Origin of the sequence: Pontixanthobacter aestiaquae (genome assembly GCF_009827455.1) — a bacterium.
GTDB classification, from domain to species: Bacteria; Pseudomonadota; Alphaproteobacteria; order Sphingomonadales; family Sphingomonadaceae; genus Pontixanthobacter; species Pontixanthobacter aestiaquae.
The window spans coordinates 2,334,174-2,351,249 of record NZ_WTYZ01000001.1 but is presented as its reverse complement, the minus strand read 5'-3'; the positions used below and the strand labels follow the sequence as shown (position 1 = coordinate 2,351,249).

At 58.4% G+C, this 17,076-nt stretch carries 12 protein-coding genes and 1 riboswitch; of the genes, 4 read left to right on the top strand and 8 right to left on the bottom strand.

Annotated elements, in window-relative coordinates; genetic code table 11:
- The 7 genes from GRI35_RS11195 to GRI35_RS11165 all read right to left on the bottom strand — a co-directional run bounded on the left by GRI35_RS11195 (nt 1) and on the right by GRI35_RS11165 (nt 9,417).
- Nucleotides 1–2,850 carry a 2-oxoglutarate dehydrogenase E1 component gene (locus tag GRI35_RS11195; protein ID WP_160614236.1) on the bottom strand — a complete coding sequence of 950 codons (2,850 nt, stop codon included), beginning with the start codon at nt 2,848–2,850 and terminating at the stop codon, nt 1–3.
- 83 nt (nt 2,851–2,933) lie between these two features.
- Complete coding sequence (gene sucD / locus GRI35_RS11190) at nt 2,934–3,824, bottom strand: succinate--CoA ligase subunit alpha (protein ID WP_160614235.1); 891 nt, start codon at nt 3,822–3,824, stop codon at nt 2,934–2,936.
- Entirely contained in the window at nt 3,825–4,358 is a 534-nt protein-coding gene (locus GRI35_RS11185; protein WP_160614234.1) for a hypothetical protein, read from the bottom strand.
- Nucleotides 4,359–4,440: 82 nt separating this feature from the next.
- Nucleotides 4,441–5,415: a malate dehydrogenase gene (gene mdh / locus GRI35_RS11180; RefSeq protein ID WP_160614233.1), complete on the bottom strand. Its 975-nt coding sequence runs from the start codon at nt 5,413–5,415 to the stop codon at nt 4,441–4,443.
- A 277-nt stretch (nt 5,416–5,692) separates the two neighbouring features.
- Entirely contained in the window at nt 5,693–7,657 is a 1,965-nt protein-coding gene (locus GRI35_RS11175) for a putative bifunctional diguanylate cyclase/phosphodiesterase (protein WP_160614232.1), read from the bottom strand.
- A 155-nt stretch (nt 7,658–7,812) separates the two neighbouring features.
- Nucleotides 7,813–8,115 (bottom strand): hypothetical protein, encoded by a 303-nt coding sequence (locus GRI35_RS11170; protein ID WP_160614231.1) that lies wholly within the window; start codon nt 8,113–8,115, stop codon nt 7,813–7,815.
- 123 nt (nt 8,116–8,238) lie between these two features.
- The gene (locus tag GRI35_RS11165; protein ID WP_235900198.1) at nt 8,239–9,417 is read right to left on the bottom strand and encodes a cell wall hydrolase; all 1,179 of its coding nucleotides are present in this window, start codon (nt 9,415–9,417) and stop codon (nt 8,239–8,241) included.
- Nucleotides 9,418–9,638: 221 nt separating this feature from the next.
- A riboswitch (cobalamin riboswitch) is annotated at nt 9,639–9,860 on the top strand.
- A gap of 92 nt (nt 9,861–9,952) precedes the next feature.
- Between GRI35_RS11165 and GRI35_RS11160 the strand changes: the two genes are divergently transcribed.
- The 4 genes from GRI35_RS11160 (at nt 9,953) to GRI35_RS11145 (ending at nt 14,452) form a co-directional block, all read left to right on the top strand.
- Nucleotides 9,953–11,872: a TonB-dependent receptor plug domain-containing protein gene (locus GRI35_RS11160; protein WP_160614229.1), complete on the top strand. Its 1,920-nt coding sequence runs from the start codon at nt 9,953–9,955 to the stop codon at nt 11,870–11,872.
- Between the two features lie 98 nt (nt 11,873–11,970).
- Nucleotides 11,971–12,753: an ABC transporter substrate-binding protein gene (locus GRI35_RS11155; RefSeq protein ID WP_160614228.1), complete on the top strand. Its 783-nt coding sequence runs from the start codon at nt 11,971–11,973 to the stop codon at nt 12,751–12,753.
- Nucleotides 12,750–13,715, top strand: a complete 966-nt coding sequence (locus tag GRI35_RS11150) for a FecCD family ABC transporter permease (protein ID WP_160614227.1) — start codon at nt 12,750–12,752, stop codon at nt 13,713–13,715. The genes GRI35_RS11155 and GRI35_RS11150 overlap by 4 nt, the downstream gene beginning before the upstream one ends.
- Nucleotides 13,712–14,452, top strand: a complete 741-nt coding sequence (locus GRI35_RS11145; protein WP_160614226.1) for an ABC transporter ATP-binding protein — start codon at nt 13,712–13,714, stop codon at nt 14,450–14,452. The genes GRI35_RS11150 and GRI35_RS11145 overlap by 4 nt, the downstream gene beginning before the upstream one ends.
- Before the next feature lie 5 nt (nt 14,453–14,457).
- On the opposite strand, the gene GRI35_RS11140 is transcribed toward GRI35_RS11145, so the two are convergent.
- Nucleotides 14,458–16,707, bottom strand: a complete 2,250-nt coding sequence (locus GRI35_RS11140; protein WP_160614225.1) for a M3 family metallopeptidase — start codon at nt 16,705–16,707, stop codon at nt 14,458–14,460.
- Nucleotides 16,708–17,076 lie beyond the last annotated feature (369 nt).

Here is a 17,076-nt window from a genome sequence, read left to right as displayed (position 1 = left end):
TTAGCCCTTATTTGATTTCTTGGGGCGAGAGGTGGTGACGTTCGCAGTCTTGCCCGAATTGGAAAGATCCAGAGCTACGCTAACCAGGCTTTCCTGCTGGGCCTGATGGCGCTTCGCCAAGCCTGTTGCAGGCGAGGCTGCTGGCTCCCGTCCGGCATAGATCGGACGCAGGTTTTTACCTGCATCCGTAGCGGCTTTCTCGATCAAGCGATCAACGAACTGCCACGCGCCGTTATTTTCGGGCTCTTCCTGGCACCAGACAATCTCTTCAAGGTTTTTCATGCGCTTGATACGGGTGGTCAAGGGTTCGCCGGGGAAGGGGTAGAGCTGTTCAATGCGGACGATGGAGATATCTTCGATCCCCATTTCGTCACGCTTTTCGATCAAATCATAGGCGACCTTGCCCGAACACAGGACGAGGCGCTTGACCTTGTCATCGGCAATATCCTTCGTGTCGGATTTGATCCGCATGAAGTGATGATCGCCCTGGAATTCGTCGGCACTGCTTTTCGCCATGGGATGACGCAGCAGGCTTTTCGGAGTCATGATGACCATCGGCTTGCGGAAGGAACGCAGCATCTGGCGGCGCAGCACATGGAAATAATTCGCAGGAGTGGTGATATTGCAGACCTGAATATTGTCGTTCGCGCACAATTGCAGGAAGCGCTCGAGGCGGGCGGAGGAATGCTCCGGCCCTTGGCCTTCATAGCCATGCGGCAACAGCATCACGAGGCCGTTGGCGCGCAGCCATTTGGCTTCACCCGATGCGATGAACTGGTCGATCATGATCTGCGCGCCATTGGCGAAATCGCCAAATTGCGCTTCCCAGAGAACAAGCGTCTTCGGGTCCGCCATGGCGAAACCATACTCATATCCGAGCACGCCATATTCACTGAGCGTGCTGTCATATACCTCGAACTTGCCATGCGGCAGCGTCGAGAGCGGAATGTATTTGTCTTCGCTTTTCTGGTCGATCCACACTGCGTGGCGCTGGCTGAAGGTACCGCGACCGGAATCCTGACCCGACAGACGCACGCCGTATCCTTCTGTCACAAGGCTGCCGAAAGCGAGCGCTTCCGCAGTCGCCCAGTCAAAGCCGTCGCCGCTTTCGAACATCTCGCTTTTGGCTTTGAGCACGCGGCCCAAAGTCTTGTGGATTTCGTGATCGTCAGGAACTGTCGTCAATGTCCGCCCAAGGCTATCGAACAACTTCTTGTCGATAGCGGTCTCGACATTACGCCGTGCAGCTTCGCCTTCGACTGGTTTGTGCAATCCGCTCCAGCGACCGGCAAACCAGTCGACATCATTGGGCTCGTAACTTTTCGCTGCTTGGAATTCTTCTTCGAGCAGGTCGGTGAACTCTTTCACCAAGCCCTCAGCATAGCCATCCTCGATCGTGCCTTCTTCGATCAGGCGGTCTTGATAGACTTTGCTGACCTTGGGGTGCTTGCCGATTTCGCCATACATCAGCGGCTGGGTGAATTTGGGTTCGTCGCCTTCGTTGTGACCGAAGCGGCGATAGCACCACATATCGATCACAATATCGCGTCCGAATTTCTGGCGGTATTCGACGGCCAGTTTGCAGGCGAAAGTCACTGCCTCAGGGTCATCGCCATTGACATGCAGGATCGGCGCTTGGACACCCTTGGCCACGTCAGACGGGTACGGGCTGCTGCGCGCAAATTTCGGGCTCGTGGTGAAGCCGATCTGGTTGTTGATGATGAAGTGGATACAGCCGCCGGTATCGTAACCGCGCACACCCGAGAGCCCGAGGCATTCCCACACCACGCCCTGACCAGCGAAGGCCGCATCGCCATGGATAAGCACGGGCAGAACCTGCTCATGCTGGCTTAGATCGTCGCGGATCGCCTGCTGCGCGCGGGTCTTACCAAGAACAACCGGATTGACCGCTTCCAAGTGGCTGGGGTTGGGGACCAGCGACATATGCACTTCGACGCCGTCAAATTCGCGGTCGGTGCTGGTGCCAAGGTGGTATTTCACATCACCCGACCCGCCGACATCCTCAGGATTCGCGCTGCCGCCCGAAAATTCGTGGAATATGACTTTGTAAGGCTTGGCCATCACATTCGCGAGGACGTTCAAACGGCCGCGGTGGGCCATGCCGTAAATGATCTCGCGCACGCCCGACTGGCCGCCATGTTTAATCACCGCCTCTAGGGCCGGGATCATCGACTCGCCGCCATCCAGGCCAAAGCGCTTCGTGCCCACATATTTCTTGCCAAGAAATGCCTCATATTGCTCGCCGCGAATAACCGCTGCGAGAATGGCCTTCTTGCCCTCCGGAGTGAACTGGATGGTGTCTTCGGGGCTTTCGAACTTGTCCTGCAGGAACCGGCGTTCTTCCGTGTCCGAGATGTGCATATATTCCAGGCCGACATGTCCGCAATAAGTGCGGCGCAGCACATTGAACAACTCGCCTGCTTTGACCCATTCGTAACCGAATACGCCGCCGACATAGACTTCCTTGTCTTCCTGTCCGGCAAAGCCATGCCATTCCAGCGTCAGATCTTCGGGCACATCACGGTGCGATAGGCCCAGCGGATCAAGGTCAGCCGCCAAGTGGCCGCGCACACGGTACAGCCGGATCATCAGCATCGCCCGGATGGAATCGCCCGCCGCTTCCTCGATCGCGGCGGCGTCCATCACTTTGCCCGATGTCTTCGCTGCTTCCTTGACCGCAAGCTTCATCGTGGTCGGGTCGAGCGCCTGCGTGAATTCGTCCGCGCTCTCGCCGCCTACCAGCGGCCAGCGCGGATTGTCCCAGGACGGCCCCTTTTGCGGCTCCGTACTGGGATCACCGGGTGAAAAATCGTGGCTTTCGTTACCCATTGGGGTCACCTTTGACGCCGAATGCTCGGCATTGGAGTAGAGGTGATGGGGCGCTCCCGGGGAGGAAGTGCGCCCGCATCAAATCATACGAGTTCTTTCAACAATGCGTCGAGCGTCGTGCCCAATTCGCTCGGCGAAGGCGACACGCGGATGCCTGCATCTTCCATCGCCGCGATCTTGTCGTCCGCGCCGCCTTTGCCGCCCGAAACGATCGCACCGGCATGGCCCATGCGGCGTCCCGGAGGCGCTGTGCGGCCTGCGATAAAGCCGACGGTCGGCTTGCTGCGGCCTTTGGCGGCCTCCGCTTTCAAGAATTCAGCGGCTTCTTCTTCCGCGCTGCCGCCGATTTCGCCGATCATGATCATCGACTTGGTTTCTTCATCGTCGAGGAACAGGTCGAGCACGTCGATAAAGTTGGTGCCATTAACCGGATCGCCGCCAATGCCGACTGCAGTCGTCTGGCCAAGGCCGACCATCGTGGTCTGGTGGACAGCTTCATAAGTGAGCGTGCCCGAACGCGAGACAACGCCGACTGAACCTTTCTGGAAGATCGAACCGGGCATAATGCCGATTTTGCACTCGCCAGGGGTTAGAACACCAGGGCAGTTGGGGCCGATCAGCCGCGATTTTGAGCCGGTGAGGGCTGCCTTCACTTTGACCATATCGAGCACCGGAATACCTTCGGTAATCGCAATGATCAGCTCAACTTCCGCGTCGATCGCTTCGCAAATCGCATCCGCCGCAAATGGCGGCGGAACGTAGATGCACGATGCCGTCGCGCCGGTTTCGGCAATCGCTTCACGCACGGTGTTGAAGTTGGGCAAGCCGATATGCGTCGTTCCGCCTTTACCGGGCGTCACACCCGCAACCATCTGCGTCCCGTAATCAAGCGCCTGCTGTGTGTGGAATGTGCCGGTATCGCCGGTCATTCCCTGTGTGATGACTTTGGTGTTTTTATCTACGAGGATAGACATTCAATCGGTTCCTTCTTCGGGGAAACTGCTTCGAAAATTGTGCACGTTTAGTCCTGACAGCGTTTCTCGAGGACCATCGCCGGTTGTGTGGTAAGCTGTAGCCCTACCTCCGCCGCTGTCGGCGAAACGACCGCCAACTAGATCATAATATATCGGACTATCATCTACTTGACGCTCTTCGATGGGAACATTGGCCCACTCTTTCAACGCGTCGAGATCAAGATTGGGCGCTTTCTCTTCGACGACTTCGCAATTGAAAATGTAGTCGGATTGAGACAGCGTTCTCGTTTCCCACATTATGATTTCGGCTCGATTAGAATTTTTACGCAAGAGCACCACTTCCGGTCGATCAATCGCAGGACCGTCGAGTAACATCTCTTTGTGCTTGCCTAACATGCTGTCGGCGGCCGGCGAGAATTCAGCCCAACCTTTTTCTTTCGCCCTCGGTAGGCTGGCCTCCAAATCTCCGGTCCCAAGGCATACTTCGTCGAATGCTTCGAACGACCCCTGATCTGCTTTCGCCGCGATAGCCAAGTCTTTGGCCGTAGGCGTGGGCGGAGTCCCGCAAGCAGCCGTACTGATCGAAGCAATACCAAGCCCAAGAATGATTCTCAGCCTACGCAAGGCTGCTATCCAGCCCCTTGCAAGCCTCAAGCAATTCCTCGACCGCGTCGGTGCTGACTTTGAGATTGGCTTTCTCTTCGTCGCTCAGTTCGATTTCGACAACTTCTTCGGTGCCGCCTGCGCCGATCACGGTCGGAACGCCAACATAGAGGCCATCGAGGCCGTATTTGCCTTCGACATAGCTGGCGCAGGGGAGGATGCGTTTCTGATCGCCGATATAGGCTTCGGCCATCGAAATCGCTGAAGTCGCCGGGGCGTAATAGGCCGAGCCGTTGCCGAGCAGGCCGACAATCTCGCCGCCGCCCTTGCGGGTGCGGTCGACGATTTCGTCGATACGGCTGGCGCTGACGCCTTTGATCTTGGCGTAGTCGTCAACCGGAATGCCGTTGATCGTGGTGTAGCTTTTCACCGGAACCATCGTGTCGCCGTGGCCGCCTAGGACGAAAGCGTTGACGTCTTTGACCGAGCAACCGAATTCCCAGGCAAGGAAGGTTGCGAAGCGCGCGCTGTCGAGTACGCCCGCCATGCCAACCACTTTGTTGTGCGGCAGGCCCGAAAATTCGCGCAGCGCCCAGACCATCGCGTCGAGCGGGTTGGTGATGCAGATCACGAAAGCGTCGGGGCAATTGTTCTTGATGCCTTCGCCGACGGCTTTCATCACTTTCAGATTGATGCCAAGCAAATCGTCGCGGCTCATGCCTGGCTTGCGCGGAACACCGGCGGTAACGATCACGACATCCGCGCCAGCGATATCGGCATAATCATTGGAGCCGGTGATCTTGGCGTCGAAGCCTTCGACCGGGCCGCATTGGCTGAGATCGAGCGCTTTGCCCTGCGGCATGCCTTCGGCGATATCGAACAGGACGATGTCGCCCATTTCTTTTTTCGCGGCGAGATGGGCGAGTGTGCCGCCGATCATACCTGATCCGATCAGCGCAATCTTCTTGCGACCTGCGTTTTGGGCCATAATCCGTGAGTGTCCTTCCAAGCACGCGGGACCGTAAAAGCCTGCTATCCAGCGCGCCCCACGTCCCGCGAGGAAGTACGCCTAGCGTATGACGCTCGAATTAGGCTTCGCGAAAAGGGAATGCAACCGGAAAGCCAAGCTTTTACAAACTATCTTTGCAAATAGTTCGCAATTGCAATTGGCGTCATTTGACGGGGAGTTTCTGCGCCGGATACTGCGACTTATGGTTTTTAAATGGGTGGGGCGAGCAATTGTTCCTGCCCAACCGAATGATACGTCAGCCGAGCGCGCGCTTCGGACCGTCCGTCTCGTTTTCCTGAGCGAGCAGCATCAGCGCCAGATAGTCTGGCACTGCGCGGCTGAAATAATAGCCCTGGCCGAGGGTGCAGCCCGCCTCGCGGACGATGCGGACTTGTTCTACTGTTTCGAGGCCTTCGGCGACGATGTCCATTTCCAGCTTCGAACCGAGCTCGGCCACGGCGTGGATAATTGCATCGGTTTTCTTGCCCACATCCGGACCGGATACGAAGCTGCGGTCGACTTTGATCTTCTTGAACGGGTATTTCTGGATATAGCCGAGCGAGGAATAGCCGGTACCGAAATCGTCGAGCGCAAAACGCACACCGATTTCGGAGAGTTCTTCGATAAATTGTTCGGTCGCGTAATTGTCGTCGAGGAACAGGCTCTCTGTCACCTCCAGTTCCAATCGTGACGGATCAAGGCCAGCCTCGCGCAGCGCGTTTTTGACACCCAATGCCGCACCGGGGGCCTTGATCTGAAGCGGCGACAGATTGACCGCAATGGTCACATCCTCGGGCCATTGGGCTGCGGCTTTGGCGGCTTGGGCCGTGATCCAGTTGCCAAGCGTTACGATAACGCCGGTTTCTTCGGCCACGGGAATAAACTCGTCCGGGCGCAGCTCGCCCTTCTGAGGGTGGAACCAACGCACTAATGCTTCGAATGTGCGGATGCGGCCGGTATCCAGATCGACAATCGGCTGGAAGAAGATCGACAATTCGTTTTTCTGGATGGCAGAGCGGAGTTCTGCTTCAATCTCGCGGCGACGCGCAAGGTCGCGGCTCATCGTCTCATCGTAAAAGCAGCTCTGCTTCCGGCCGTTTACTTTCGCATGATAGAGCGCGAGATCGGCGTTCTGCATAAGCGAATCTGCATCCAGACCATCGTCGGGCAGCAGAGCAATACCGATAGAGGCACCAATCTCCAGCCGCTCTCCATCGATGCGGAACGGGCGCATGATCTCGGCGTGAATTTCACTCGCCAAACGTTCACTCTCTTTGCGGTCTTCGACTTCGCAGAAGATGATAAACTCGTCTCCGCCAAAGCGGGAAACGGTCGCATTGCTGGGTGATACTTCGCTCAGACGCTTGGCAACTTCGGTCAGTACACGGTCGCCAACCGGATGGCCCAGCAGGTCATTCACTTCCTTGAAGCGGTCCAGATCCATCCAGAACAATGCGAGCATCTGGTCATCATCGATGCCCATCAGCTTTTCAACCATATCGTGATTGAGACCCGCGCGGTTGGCGAGGCCGGTCACGACGTCGGTGCGCGCCAGATTACGCATCTTCTCCGCCAGACGGCCGCTGGTCTCTGCCGAGCCGATAGAGTCACGCAGAACCTTGAAAACATTGAAAGTGATCGAGGCCATGGCCGGCACAAGCAGCGCGATGTTCACCGCCAAAAAGATAAATGGCAGCGTACCGATATACAGCGATGCGACGAATATCGGTGCGACAACCAGCGTCAACTGCCCCAAAGCGATAGCAGGGCGACCGGCATTACGTGCGCAAATGCCGACACCATAACATGTCGCATTGGCAATCATCAGCACTTCGACCGGCGCCCCTGCATCCAGCACCAGTGTCATTGCGGAAATCGTGCCGATCAGGAAAGCATAGCTAAATGCGCCAATCTCATAGATAACTTCAAGCTGGCGCGTGGTGTTGCCTTCGTCATCGGGTGACAGGCCCAGCGCCGCGATAACGCGGGCTACCGCAATCACGCTCAAGATAACGCAAGCGTAAAGAAGTGATGGCTCTCCGCTGACATAGGCAGCGATGGCGCTGGAAACGATGCCGTTAATGGCACCGATCGCCAGGCTGGTCGGCTGCGTGTACAAGGTACGCACCAAAGTTCGCCGGACGCGCTCCGAAAGCGCATCGGTCCGCCGGTAGCGTGCGAAGACCTTCCCGATCTTCAGCTTAGAGACGCCTAATGTCATGGACACCGCCATAGTGAGGAGACGTCACTGTTTAGTTAACGTGCGCTTACCGAGAATTGGAATAATGTGTTTTCCGCGGAATTCCGCGCACGCCGGACGCGGCAAACCGGGCGTGACGTCATGGCGCCACGCCTGAACTCATTCCGCTTTAGAGCTTATTTCGCGCTGGAGCGCGCCACTTCCTCGGCCATGCGCCGGTCCAATGTACGGCAGACACCCAGCCACCATTCATAGCTTTCGCGGTCGCCGGCAAAAAAGGCATCCTCGGCCTGTTTGCGTGCTGCGCCAGCGGCACCCAGCCCATGCTGCGCGAAGTGCCGCAAGGCAGCGTGTAGCAGGTGGTTATTGTCATTTCCGGAGCTGTTATCATTGGCCGCTTGCGGCACGGTACGGCGCGAAAGCGCGCGGGCGACAGGAGAACTGACTGCGCTACGGGCGGCAGCAAAATGGATGGTCATCTTGGTATGATCCTTAGGGGGAGATCGCTGTGTTGAAGCCCATATAAAGGCGGTGCCCTAAGGCGCGGTTCCAAATCACGGTTTCGAAGACGTTAACCTGCTGAGCAAACGCCGGAAATACCGCTATTTCGGTTCGTTGATCCAGCGTCCGCTATTGCGGTATTCTTCTTTAACGCCGCCACTTTCGGGAAGATTATCCGCTTGGAAAATCTGGTCCCCGCCGCGTTCTTCGATCTGGGCTGAATATTTGGGCGCGGGCGCGCGAGGTGTAGCTGTTTTGGATTCGGCAACGGCTTTGAGCCGCGCATCTTCGTAAGCTTTGGCCAACGCAATCGGATCAGCGATATCGGTTGCGGTTGTATCGGCGGAAGCAGCGCGCGCTTTCGGAGAAGCCAAGGGTTCGCGGCCTGAATAGGCAGCGCGGAACGCCGCAGGTTTGCCCGCGGACCCTTTCCATTTGTAGAAACGGTGCGCGCCGATAGTGCCGATATGATCGAGGCTTGGTGCCCAATAGGGGTGGATCCAGATGGTGTGATAGTGAGTGGCAAGGCCAACCGGACGGTAGACACTGCCCGAAAGAGCCTGTTGCGCGACGCTTTGCGCGCGCGCCCATGCGCCGCTGCTCGCCTTGCGATTGAGCGAGCCGTCGCAGGTGAAGCTGAACTGGCAGCCCGTCTTGCGCTCTGAGCCTTGGAACACAACACCGCAGACGCTGTTCGGATAGCTCGGGTGCGAGACGCGGTTCAGGACAACCTGCGCCACTGCACGCTGGCCCGCGGTCGCTTCGCTGGCCGCTTCGTAATAGATGGCTTTGGTCATGCACTGGAGCGCACGGGCTTTGTCGAGCCCGCCGCCCAATGAACGGAATGCCCGCGCAGCAGGCCCGGCATTGTTGGCCGCGACCAGCTCCGCAGCGTCCGTGTCGCCGGTGCCCGAAATATCGAACAAAGCCATGTCGGTCTCGGCGGCGGCATAATCGGCGCGGGGCGCGTCCTCGAGAAAATAGAATGCTGATCCGGGGAAGCTCTGACCGGGCTGTTCGAAAGGCATCGCTTCTACCGCCTGGATCAGGGCCGTTTCCGGTTTTTGCGGGCCAAAGCTTGCCCATTCACCCTCGGCCGCCATGGCCGGAACAGTGATCGCTGCGGCGAGTGCGATAATCCGGCGTCCGCGATGCTTTCCGCCGATCAGTCCTGCAGCGAAAACCTTTGCGCGCTCACCGACGGACGGGCGTTTCTTGCTCATCCGAGCATGAAACGCGGCTGTCCGTTGTTCGGCGGTAAAGGCAGGCGTGGCGGTCAAGTGTATCCTTTGATTTCAGATCCCTTGGTAAGGGGCCGATGGCGCGCTTCAGCGCGTATCAGGCAGGAGGGATTGCATCCACACGCCATCGGGCACCGTCCCAATGCAGCACAGATCGCAATATGCGGTTAAACCGCATGCTGAAGATTTGCTTACCCGCCGCCTGAGGCACTATTTACGGATGCAGCGCTGCCCTTGAAGTACGGCCAATGTGGGCGTATTAGTCCGGTGACGTCATAGGTTGTCCGTGCGATCATTTTCTTGGGGTGCGGGCCTAAGAGGGAAGGGTGTGAGGGAATTTCCCGAACCATCCGCTGCCCCCGCAACTGTGACCGGGGAGGGCCGCCTCCACATGCCACTGGCACGCTTTAGGGCAAACCGGGAAGGCGGAAGCGGCGCGTTGATCCGGGAGCCAGGAGACCTGCCCATGATGGTCGTTCGAGCTGGCGGGCGGGGTGCACCGAGGGCAGATGGGAAGGCGCGAATTCGTGCGTCTCCTCCATTATGAGCGATATCGCTTATGATTGGAGTTATTATGCGTAAATATTTGTTATTATTGAGTTGTTCTGCGATTTGGGCTGCGCCATCGGCCGCGCAGGATTCTGGGACAGAAGTTGATCAGCTGGAGCCTGCCTTTGCACCAGCAAACCGTATTGCCGACGAGCAGATTACCGTTACCGCCACCGGCAGCAGGTCCGAAGTAGAGGACACCGGCCAAGCGGTCACAATCATTGGCCGCGATGAAATCGAGAATGTCCAAGGCGCAGACCTGGCCCGTGTGCTCGAACGTGCGCCAGGAATCGCGATCAGCCGCAATGGCGGTATCGGCGCGGTCACGAGTGTTCGCGTGCGCGGCGCAGACGCTGAACAATTGCTGGTGATCGTCGATGGCGTCCGCGCGGCCGATCCGGCCTCTCCATCGGGTGGGTTTGACTTTGGCAATCTGCAAACCGGCAATGTGGACAAGATCGATCTGCTGCGCGGGTCGAACAGCACTATCTGGGGCTCCGACGCGATCGGCGGCGTATTGGTTGCCACCACCCGTGATGAGACGGGTTTTCAGGCAAGCGCCGAATATGGCGCGCGCGATACGATCTTTGGCGCTGCCACCGGCGGCGTCCAGACCGATGCGTTTTATGTCGGCCTATCGGGCAGCTATTTGACCACAGACGGCTTCTCCTCTGCCGCCAGCGGAACCGAAGCTGACGGGTTTGAGCAGTGGGACATTGCTGGCCGGTCCAGCCTTTATGTCAGCGATCAAATCACTCTGTTTGCGCGAGGCCGTTTTGCTGAAGGCGATCTCGATATCGACGGCTTTCCTGCACCTGCCTTCGCGCTTGCTGACACAGATGAATTCCAGAAGACGCAGCAATATTCTGCGGCGGCTGGCGCGTCCTATGACAATGGCCCCCTCTATCTGACGGCGTCTTATTCTTTTGCCGATACGGAGCGGCAGAACTTCAATCCCGCTTTCGGCAATGCGCCCGGTTTCACCAGCGACGGCCATTCCGACCGGATAGAGCTGCGCGGCGAATGGCGCCCGATTGGCCCGCTCATCGTGAATTTCGGCGGGGAGAATGAATGGACCAGCCTCGAAACCAATTTCACTGCGCGGCAGGAAACGCGCATTGCGGGTGCTTACGCGCAGCTCGGCATCGAGTTTGGCGGATTGTCGGCCCATATCGGTGCGCGTCACGATGACCATAGAGATTTTGGCGGCGCAACCAGCTTTGGCGCGGATATCAGCTACGAAGTTGCGGAAGATATCCGCCTCCGCGCCAGCGTGGGCGAAGGTTTCAAAGCGCCAAGCCTGTTCCAACTGTTCTCCGATTTCGGCAATGACCTGCTCGAGCCAGAACAAAGCACCAGCTTCGATCTCGGCATCGCGTGGCACAACCGGAATGACCCTTTCTATGCGGGCGTCACGGCGTTCCAGCGTGATAGCGAAAACCAGATCGAGTTCGTTTCCTGCTTCGGCGTGGTCGGCGGAATTTGCACCAACCGGCCGTTCGGAACCTATGACAATGTCGGCAAAGTCCGCGCGCAAGGCTTTGAAGTGGAGCTGGGCGCAAACCCGTCTAACACTTTCGGCGTCGCCGCAGTCTATGCCTATGTCGATACACAGAACCGCACAGCTGGTGCAGCGAACGAAGGCAATATTCTCGCGCGGCGTCCCAAGCATGCGCTGACTTTCACCGCCGATTGGGAGACTCCTTTGGCGGGTCTGACAGTGGGCGGCGATATCCGGATGGTCGGTGACAGCTTCGATGATGCGGGCAACTTCACCCGGCTAGATGGCTATCACGTGGTGACCTTGCGTGCCTCGGTACCATTTGGTGAAACAGTGGAACTGTTTGGCCGTGTCGAGAATATATTCGACGAGGAATACCAGACTGCCGCCGGTTTCGGCACGCCTGGCCGCGGTGCTTTCGTTGGAGCGCGGGCGACGTTTTGATCGCGACTGGCTCCACCTCTCATTCGTCATTCCTGCGAAAGCGGGGGTCCAGTTGGCTTAGTCGAGCCTCGCTACTCTGGGTTCCCGCTTTCGCGGGAATGACGATGGGGGGATGTGTCGAGCACAACAGAGCGAAAGAGCGGGCTGATACGCCCACTATCGTCAGCCTCAATCCCTGCACCGATGCGATCTTGGCCGAGGTTGCCGTGCCTGCCCAACTTCTCGCAATTTCGCATTATAGCCATGATTCGTCAGCAAGTTCGATGGATCTCGACAAGGCCCGTATTTTCGCCGCAACAGGCGGAACGGTTGAGGAAGTGCTGGCGCTCGATCCCGATATCGTTGTCGCGAGCAGTTTTCTTGCGCCCGCAACGCGGCAGGCTTTTGCCGATCTTGGCGTGCGGGTGGAGACATTCGGGATCGCCTCGACAGCCCACGACAGCAAAGCACAGATCGAACAGCTGGCCGCACTTGCGGGCAATCCCGATAAGGGTGATGCTTTGATCGAGCAGATCGATATCGCGCTTGATGCAGCGGCTGCGCAGGGCGAACCGCTCAGTGCGGTCTTGTGGCAGCCTGGCGGGATCGTGCCGGGTGATAGCGCGCTTGTGAGCGAACTGATGCAGCATACAGGCTTTGCGAGCCACAGCGCCGCGCTGGGCATGGGGCAGGCGGACTATCTTTCGCTGGAGCAGATGCTGACCAACCCGCCGGACGTGCTGCTGCTGGCTGGAGATGAGCGCGCTCAAAAGCATCCGGCGCTGGCCGAATTGTCGGGTACGAAACTGGCTGAGTTCGACAGCGCGCTCCTCTATTGCGGTGGCCCGACAATTATCCGTGCGGTTGAACGGCTGGCTGAGATTCGCAGGCAAGCCGAATGACCCGCGCCGTAGCAATTCTTCTTGGCCTACTTGCAATCGCGATCCCGCTGTCGCTTTTCGCCGGACGTGTTTGGCTCGATTTCGATGCCACGCCGAACGCGATAATCATACTCGCGGAACTGCGCCTGCCGCGCGCATTGTTGGCAATCACCGTTGGTGCAGGGTTGGGCGCCGCGGGTGCCGCGATGCAGGGCTATCTGCGCAATCCGCTGGCCGATCCGGGACTGTTCGGCATTGCCCCCGGGGCTGCCTTGGGAGCAGTTACCAGCTTTTGGTTCGGCTATGCGGCAAGCGCGTGGCTCTTGCCAATATTCGCATTGATAGGTGCAGCCGGCGCGATGGCGCTGCTGGCGCTGATCGCTGGCCGCACGGGCGGTATCGCGCTGTTTACGCTCGCCGGAATGATGATTGCCAGTCTCGCCGGTGCATTGATGAGCCTGGCGATCAGCTTCGCACCCAACGCATTTGCAATGAGCGAAATTGTGACGTGGCTAATGGGGGCACTGACCGATCGTTCGTGGCGGGAGGTCTATCTTGCGGCGCCAATGACATTGGCCGGGATCGCCTGTTTCTGGATGGCGCGGAAGGATCTGGACGCCTTGATCCTTGGCGATGCGGCGGCGCGGTCGCTCGGCATGCGTCCGGGCGTATTGCAAGCGTGGCTGATCGCGGGTGTTGGCTTGACTGTCGGAAGCGGCGTTGCAGTTGCGGGAATCATCGGATTTGTCGGTCTGATCGTTCCGCATCTGGTGCGCCCGCTGACTGACCGCCGGCCGTCGTCCCTGATCGTTCCAAGCGCATTGGCAGGCGCTTTGCTGGTCTTGATTGCCGACAGTGTGGTGCGGATATTACCCACCGTAACCGAGCTGCGACTGGGCATAGCGCTGAGCCTGATCGGTGCGCCGTTCTTCTTGTGGCTGCTGCTGAAAATGCGGCGCGGCTATTCAGGGGGGCTATCGTGACACTTTCGGTGAACGCAATCTCGCTCGCAGCACGGCTCAGCGGCGTTTCGGCGGCGTTACAACCCGGCCAGATTACCGCGATCTGCGGTCCCAATGGCGCGGGCAAGTCTACACTGCTCTCCGTTCTCGCTGGACTGCTCGTCGTTGACAGCGGGACGGTTCAGATTGGGGATGACACGCTCAACGACCTACCGCCAAAGGTTCGCGCGCGGCGCATCGGCTATCTTCCGCAAAATGGCGAGGCTGCGTGGGATGTTGCGGTGCGCAATGTCGTGGCGCTCGGCCGGATGCCGCATGGCGATATGGCAGAACGACCGGTCGATGCCGCGCTGGAGGCGCTGAATCTCACGGCGCTATCGGACAGGCCAATGTCGCGGCTTTCGGGTGGAGAACGTGCCCGTACTTTCCTCGCCCGCGTGCTCGCAGGTCAACCCCAGTGGATCCTTGCCGACGAGCCGCTCGCAGCGCTCGATATTGCGCACCAGCTTGCGTTGATCGGACATTTGAAGCGGGAAGCGCTGAGCGGAACCGGGGTCGTATTGGTGCTGCACGATCTATCGCTCGCGATGAACCATGCGGACCGCGTGCTCGTGCTCGGCAATGGTGCCTTGGCAGCTGATGGCGCACCGCAAAACGCGCTCGACACCGGGGTGATCGAGCGCGTCTGGGGTGTTTCCACCGAATGGCTTGGAAAACCGGGCGAACGGGCCTTGATAGCACGTCCGCCCGGGCCGTAGAATTATTACTCGCCGACGGTACCCGCTGGCAATTTACCATCCGATACTTCGCTGTCGGCCGCTTCGTCACCGCCGCCAATCAAGCCGCGTGCTTCAAGCATCGGCGTGACGTCCGGCTGGCGGCCGGCAAAGTTCTCGAACATGTCGAAATAGTCCATGGTTCCGCCGCGGCTGAGCACGGTTTTGCGGTAATGATCGCCATTCTTGCGGGACAGGCCGCCATTATCGACGAACCATTTGCGGCTGTCACGGTCGAGCATTTCGGTCCACAAATAGCTGTAATATCCAGCCGAATAGCCCGCGGGAGAGCTGAAGATGTGGGAGAAATAGGTGCCGCGATAGCGTGGCGGCACCAAATCGACTTCCAGACCAAGCTCGCTCAGTGCCTCGCGCTCGAAAGCATCGACTTTTTCGACCGTATCCAGCGCACGGGCTTCTGCCGGTGACAATGCGCTCCACTTCATGTCGAGCAGCGCTGCGGCAACGACTTCACCGAAATCATAGCCTTGGTTGAATTTGGCCGCCGCTTCGATCTTCTCGATCAGCTCTGCCGGGATCGTCTCGCCCGTTTCGTAATGTTTGGCATAGTTGGACAGCACCGAAGGCCATGTCGCCCACATTTCGTGGACCTGGCTTGGATATTCGACGAAATCACGCGCCGTGGCGGTGCCGGACAGGCTTTCATATTTCTGGTCGGCAAAGAAACCATGCAGCGCGTGGCCGAATTCGTGGAACGCGGTGTTGACCCAATCGAAGCTGACCAGTTGGACTTCGCCTTCCGGCGCTTTGGGAACGTTGAGCACGTTGTAGATCACCGGTTTGGTGTCCCACAGATAGCTTTGGTCGACAAAGTTGCTCATCCACGCACCACCGCGTTTGGAAGGGCGCTGGAACGGGTCGAAATAGAACACGCCCAATTCGGATCCGTCCGCCTCGAACACGGTATAGACCCATACATCGGGGTGATAGACCGGCAGATCGGTGCGGCGTTCGAATGTCAGCCCATATAGCTTCTCGGCCATGTGGAAAATGCCGTCTTCCAACACTTTGTCGAGCTGGAAATACTCCATCACCGCGTCTTCATCGAGTTCGTAACGCTCTGCTTTCACCTTGTTGGCATAGCGGTACCAATCCCATGGCTTCACATCATAATCGCCGCCATCGGCCTTTATCATGTCGTTGAGTAAGGCTGCTTCGCGCCGCTGTGTGGCAGCCAGGGCGGGTACCATCTGCTCCATGAAATCAAGCGCCGTCTTGGGTGTTTTCGCCATGCGATCATACATGGTGTAGCTGGCCCAATCGGGCTGGCCGAACAACGCCGCCTTGTCTGCGCGCAAAGCTGCGATCCGGGCAATCAGTAGACGGGTGTCGATATCGGTCGTCCCGTCGGCGCGGTTGTAGCTCAGCTTGAAAAGCTTCTCGCGCGTCGCCCGGTTCTCCAGGCTGGGCAGCATCGGCTGCTGCGTGGTATTTTGCAATGCGATTGCGTATTTGCCGGGATAGCCTTTGCTGGCGGCAAAATCGGCTGCAGCCTTTATGTCGGCTTCCGACAGGCCTGCGAGTTCTTCGGCGGTATCCACGACCAAAGGCTGGTCCGACATCGCGCTGCGGGCGGTCTGGCTGAATTCGGTCGTCAGTGTGGACAGCTTGGTGTTGATCGCTTTGACTTTTTCGCGCTGATCATCGGTCAGCAAAGCGCCGGCATGGACCATGCTGTCATAGGTGTTTTCCAGCAGTTTGGAGTCTTCGACCGACAAATTCAGCGAAGCGCGCATATCGTAAATGGCTTTCACCCGGGCGAATAGGTCAGGGTTCAGCGTGATGCTGTCCGAATGCTCGGAGAGTTTCGGGCTGATCTCTGTGTTGATCGCATCAAGCCCGTCGGTCGTGTTGGTCCCGGTAAGCTGGAAGAACACGCGCGCGACACGGCCCAACATCCGACCCGATTTTTCCAGTTCGACAATCGTGTTGTCAAATGTTGGCGCAGCAGGATTGTTGATGATTGCCTGAACTTCAGCCTTCTGGATCGCCATGCTCTGCTCGAACGCTGGCATGTAATCAGCCTCTGAAATCTTGGTGAAATCCGGAGCGAGGAACGGCAGCGTGCTGTCCGATGCAAAATAACCGGTACCTTCAGGAATCACCACTGCCTCCGCTGTTGCTTCATTTGCGCTGGCGACTTCTTCAGTCATATTCGCGGCGCATCCTGCGAGTAGCGCGCTGGCTGCGACTGCGACCATAAGTTGGGTTTTCATGTATGCTTTCCCTTAATGCGTTGGGCCGGGTTGGCTGGCTTGATGCCGCCTGCTCGTTATCCCGGGCTTTCATAACTGTGGTTGCTTGAACCGGAGATTGCCCGTCTTGGCAAGGGTAAGGCGGGAAATTGCCGCACCATCAATCGATAAACTGCTTCCACAGTCGTCAGACGCCCGGCTGACCGGCTCTAGCGGCGTTCTGCCAGAAAAGCCCGCAGCATCGCCATAATATCAACGCGACCACGCGGGCGCTCTCGCCTTTCTCAAGCGGCCGTAATTCCTGCGGCTCGCATTTCGGACCGTGGCTGTCTTTGCCAAGAATCGCCAGCAGAGGACATCCTGAGATGATTTGACCTCATCATCCGGCGG

Coding starts and splice junctions, on each gene's coding strand:
- GRI35_RS11160 (WP_160614229.1), top strand. CDS start 9,953: ATGCGTAAATATTTGTTATTATTGAGTTGTTCTGCGATTTGGGCTGCG.
- GRI35_RS11140 (WP_160614225.1), bottom strand. CDS start 16,707: ATGAAAACCCAACTTATGGTCGCAGTCGCAGCCAGCGCGCTACTCGCA.
- mdh (WP_160614233.1), bottom strand. CDS start 5,415: ATGGCCCAAAACGCAGGTCGCAAGAAGATTGCGCTGATCGGATCAGGT.
- GRI35_RS11170 (WP_160614231.1), bottom strand. CDS start 8,115: ATGACCATCCATTTTGCTGCCGCCCGTAGCGCAGTCAGTTCTCCTGTC.
- sucD (WP_160614235.1), bottom strand. CDS start 3,824: ATGTCTATCCTCGTAGATAAAAACACCAAAGTCATCACACAGGGAATG.
- GRI35_RS11155 (WP_160614228.1), top strand. CDS start 11,971: ATGACGATGGGGGGATGTGTCGAGCACAACAGAGCGAAAGAGCGGGCT.
- GRI35_RS11150 (WP_160614227.1), top strand. CDS start 12,750: ATGACCCGCGCCGTAGCAATTCTTCTTGGCCTACTTGCAATCGCGATC.
- GRI35_RS11175 (WP_160614232.1), bottom strand. CDS start 7,657: ATGACATTAGGCGTCTCTAAGCTGAAGATCGGGAAGGTCTTCGCACGC.
- GRI35_RS11195 (WP_160614236.1), bottom strand. CDS start 2,850: ATGGGTAACGAAAGCCACGATTTTTCACCCGGTGATCCCAGTACGGAG.